The sequence below is a fragment of the Streptomyces sp. NPDC054841 genome (assembly GCF_053611045.1).
In genome coordinates this window covers 1-3,790 of sequence record NZ_JBSGZO010000656.1, presented here as the reverse complement: position 1 = coordinate 3,790, position 3,790 = coordinate 1, and the positions used below count along the sequence as shown (strand labels likewise).

3 protein-coding genes are annotated in these 3,790 nt (G+C 72.0%); all 3 read right to left on the bottom strand.

What is annotated here, in order from left to right:
* Positions 1 to 87 precede the first annotated feature (87 nt).
* Positions 88 to 1,101 (bottom strand): polyphosphate kinase 2 family protein, encoded by a 1,014-nt coding sequence (locus tag ACWGI8_RS41235; protein WP_453668584.1) that lies wholly within the window; start codon positions 1,099 to 1,101, stop codon positions 88 to 90.
* 311 nt (positions 1,102 to 1,412) lie between these two features.
* A complete protein-coding gene (locus ACWGI8_RS41230) occupies positions 1,413 to 2,324 on the bottom strand; it encodes a Yip1 family protein (RefSeq protein WP_453668583.1) in 912 nt (303 codons plus the stop codon).
* A 103-nt stretch (positions 2,325 to 2,427) separates the two neighbouring features.
* On the bottom strand, positions 2,428 to 3,576 hold the full coding sequence (locus ACWGI8_RS41225) for an FG-GAP repeat domain-containing protein (protein ID WP_453668582.1): 1,149 nt from the start codon (positions 3,574 to 3,576) through the stop codon (positions 2,428 to 2,430).
* Positions 3,577 to 3,790: the final 214 nt, after the last annotated feature.

Sequence of the window (3,790 nt, the reverse complement as noted above, 5' to 3'; positions counted from 1 at the left end):
TACGCCCAGTATGAGGACGACCCTCCGCCTTGCGATGCACCGCATCTGACGCCGCGCGCTGATCCACCGGGGATTACGGGACAGCCCTTAGCCGCGCTTCTTCTCCGCCGGCCGATCGGCGCCGCGTGCGCGTGTGCCTCCGTCTCTCCCGGCCCGGGCGGCCGCCGGATGCCGGGAGGCATACGGATCGGCCGGGGCCCCTGCGGGGGCCTCCTGCTCCAGCTCCCGCTTGGTCGCGAGCAGATCCCTCCGGACCTCCTCTCCCACCTCGGGGTACTGGGGATCGATGTCCATCAGCGTGTGCGCGAGCACCGCCGCCGCGCATATCCGCGCGAACCACTTCCGGTCCGCCGGCACGACGTACCAGGGCGCCCACTTCGTGCTGGTTGCCGACAGCATCTCGGAGAACGCGTGCTGGTAGTCGTCCCACCGGCGCCGCTCCCGGACGTCGGCCGCGGAGAACTTCCAGTTCTTCTCCGGCAGGTCGATCCGCTTCATGAAGCGGATGCGCTGCTCCTCCTTGGAGAGGTTCAGGAAGATCTTCACCACCTTGAACCCGTTGTCCGTGAGGTAGCGCTCCCAGTTGTTGATCTCGCGGTAGCGGCGGTCCCACACACCCGGCCCGCGCGCGTCGTCCGGCAGCTTCTGCCGGACGAGGTTCTCGGAGTGCACGCGCACCACGAGAACTTCCTCGTAGTGCGAGCGGTTGAAGATGGCGATCTCTCCGCGCGCGGGGAGCCGACGGGCGTAACGCCACAGGTAGTCGTGGTCGAGTTCCTCGCTGGAGGGCACCTTGAAGCTGCTGACCCGCACGCCCTGGGGATTGACGCCGCTCATGACGTGGCGGATCGTCCCGTCCTTGCCCCCGGCGTCGAGCGCCTGGAGACAGAGCAGCACGCCGTACGTGTCCTGGGCGGCCAGCCGCTCCTGGTACTCGGCCAGCAGGGACACCCCGGTCTGCAGCAGCTCGACCCCTTCGCGCTTCTTCAGGCCGGCCCTGTAGCGGGGATCGAAGTCCCGGCCCAGGTTCACCTTCGAGCCCGGTTTCACCCGCAGCGGCCTGATGAACTCCGCGATGCGTTCGGCTCGCTCGTCCGCCATCACCGATCAGCCTTTCGGGCAGGCGGCTCTCAGCCGCGCCGCTACGTTACGGATGGCCACGAGTTCGTGACTGCATGGCCCACGACCTCCAGACCCCGGAACCTCGGAGCACGCCGTCGCCTGAGAGCGAGTCCGCCGGAATCATTCTCCGGCCGACGGGTCAAGATCGCCCCCGGGACCGCGTCCGGGACGCCCGCACGGCGCGCCGGGAACGCCGCGGCGGCGAGGGACCAACCAGTCCCGTGGGCGTGGACACGCATGTGAAAAAGGGCCCCAGCCTTGCGGCGGGGGCCCTTTCATCGTTCTCCGGCTCAGATCGTGCCGAGCTTGATGATCGACAGCAGCGCGATCAGCTGGAGCGCCGACGCGCCCAGCGCCTTCGGCCACGGCAGGTCGTGCGACTTGCTCACCATCGACGTGAACAGCGCGCCCGCCGCCAGCCAGGTCACCCAGCCCACCACCTGCACCAGCGAGTTCTCGCCGCCCAGGAAGAGGGCGAAGAGCAGCCGCGGTGCATCCGTGAGGGACATGATCAGCATGGAGAGGCCGACGGTCGGCTGCCAGGCGCCGTCGCCGCCGAGCTGGCGGGCCAGGGTGTGGGTGACCGCGCCGAGGATCAGACTGCCGATGACGAAGGCCACGCCCGTGACGAGTACGGAGACGAGCGCGGTCGAGAACGGCGCGTTGATCGCCTCCTCGCGGGTCTGGTCGAAGCCGAAGATCGCGAGCAGGCCGTAGACGAACGTGACGACCAGCGCCGGACCCCAGACCGGGTAGTCCCGCATCTGCAGGAACGTGGGGCCCGGGCGCAGCACGATGCCGCTCAGCAGCTCCTTCCAGTGCAGGCGCGGGCCCGCGGGCGCGGGAGCGGTGCCGGCGCGGTACGTGGAGCCGCCGCCGTAGGCGTCCTCGTCGACGCTGAAGGCCTGGGTGTGACCGGGGTTGTTGGCGTACGGGTCACCGGGGCCGGGGCCGTACGGTGCGCCGCCCTGCGGTCCGTGGTGCTGCTGCGGGTACGGGTCGCCGAAGTACTCCGGCTCGCCGTGGGGCTGCTGCTGCCCGCCGCCCGTCTGCGGCCACTGCTGCTGCGGTGGGTAAGGGGGCGCGGCCCCGCCGCCTCCGTACTGTCCGTACGGCGGCGGAGGCGCTGCCTGCTGCGGTTGTTGTTGCGGGTGCGGGGTGCGGTTGTTGTCCCGGCCGCGTCCGATCCTGAATCCAGCCACGCATTCGAACGTACCCGTTCCCGCGGTGTCCGGTGTCCGGGGCCGGGGAAGAGGGGGGCCTTTGCGGCCGACCTGTGACATCCCCTAGGGGACCCCTGGGGGGTCAGCCGGAGGCCGGCGCGAGGAAGATCGACGTGCTGAAGGTGATCAAGGGGTGGGTGCGGTCTCCGGACGCCGGGTAGACCGCGATGACATCGGCCTTCTCGCCCCTGTGCGTACGCGTCACGACATCCGCGCGCTTGTCGCCGTCGAAGTCCGCGTACCGGAGGAGCTCGGTGGTGGCGGCGGCCTCGCCGGCCGGGAGCGGGGGCGCGGGCGGCAGGCTGACGGCCTGGAAGCGGTACGTACCGCCGGGGCGGCCGGGGCCGTTCGGGCCGCCCAGCAGCAGCTTGCCCCTGGCCGCCGTGCCGGGGGTGAGGGGGCGGGTGGAGTGGACGAGGTCGTCGTAGCCGTCGCCGTTCGGGTCGGCGTCGGGGGCGGGCGCGGCGAGTACGGGGCCGGCGCCCGGGACCGGGGGCTCGGCGGCGCGCGGGGCGCCGGCGCGGGTGAACGGGCCGCGCAGATAGCTGACCTGGCCGCCGCTCGCGGTGACCGCCAGGTCCTGGGCGCCGTCGCCGTCGTAGTCGCCGCAGACGGGGTGGTCGGGCCATTCGTTGCCGTAGCGCGCCTGATCGGGGATGCGGAGGACGACCGCCTTGCCGCCGAGGCCGGCCGGGCCGCCGAACAGCAGCTGGAGGGGGACGGGCGGGCGCCCGATGCCGTTGTACGGGGGGTCCGTGGCCACGATCAGGTCGCTGAAGCCGTCCTTGTCGAGGTCGCAGGAGGTGGCGGCGTCGAAGGCGGAGGGGAGTGTGCCGGCGACGCGGGCGCCGTTCGCGCGGGGGGTGAGGAGGCGGCGTACCGAGGGGGTCGGGACGCCCTTGGCGGAGCCGTAGACGATGCCGATGCCCGCGTCGTCGTCGTGGCCCGCGCCCGCCGCCTTGACCAGGTCGTCGAGGACGAGATCGCGGTGGCCGTCGCCGTTGAAGTCGTCCGGGACGCGGCTGCCGTCACCGTGCGGCACGGGGAGGGCCGGCGGGGCGGCCTTGCCCGCGAGGGAGGAGCCGGCGGGAGCGTTCGCCGCCCGCCCGGCCCCGGGGTCCCCCTGGGGCCCGCAGCCCGCCAGCGGCGCCAGCACCAGCGCGCCCACAGCGACCAGCGCGAAGCTGCGTATTCGAGGCACCACCGCGGCACACACCCCATCCGTATCCATTGGTATCCCGGGAACCAGCCGCCTCATCATGCTCCTGCCAGGCGCATGGGCCAATGGTTGCGCGGTGCGTAATGGCCCACGTGCTCGTGGCTTCGTGCGGGCAGGGCCGGTGAAGTTCGTGCAGGCAGGGCGGTGAAGTTCGTGCAGGCACGGCGGTGAAGACAGAAGCGGCCCGGCCCTCCCCCCACGCCCGGCCGGCCCCGCACCGGTTTTC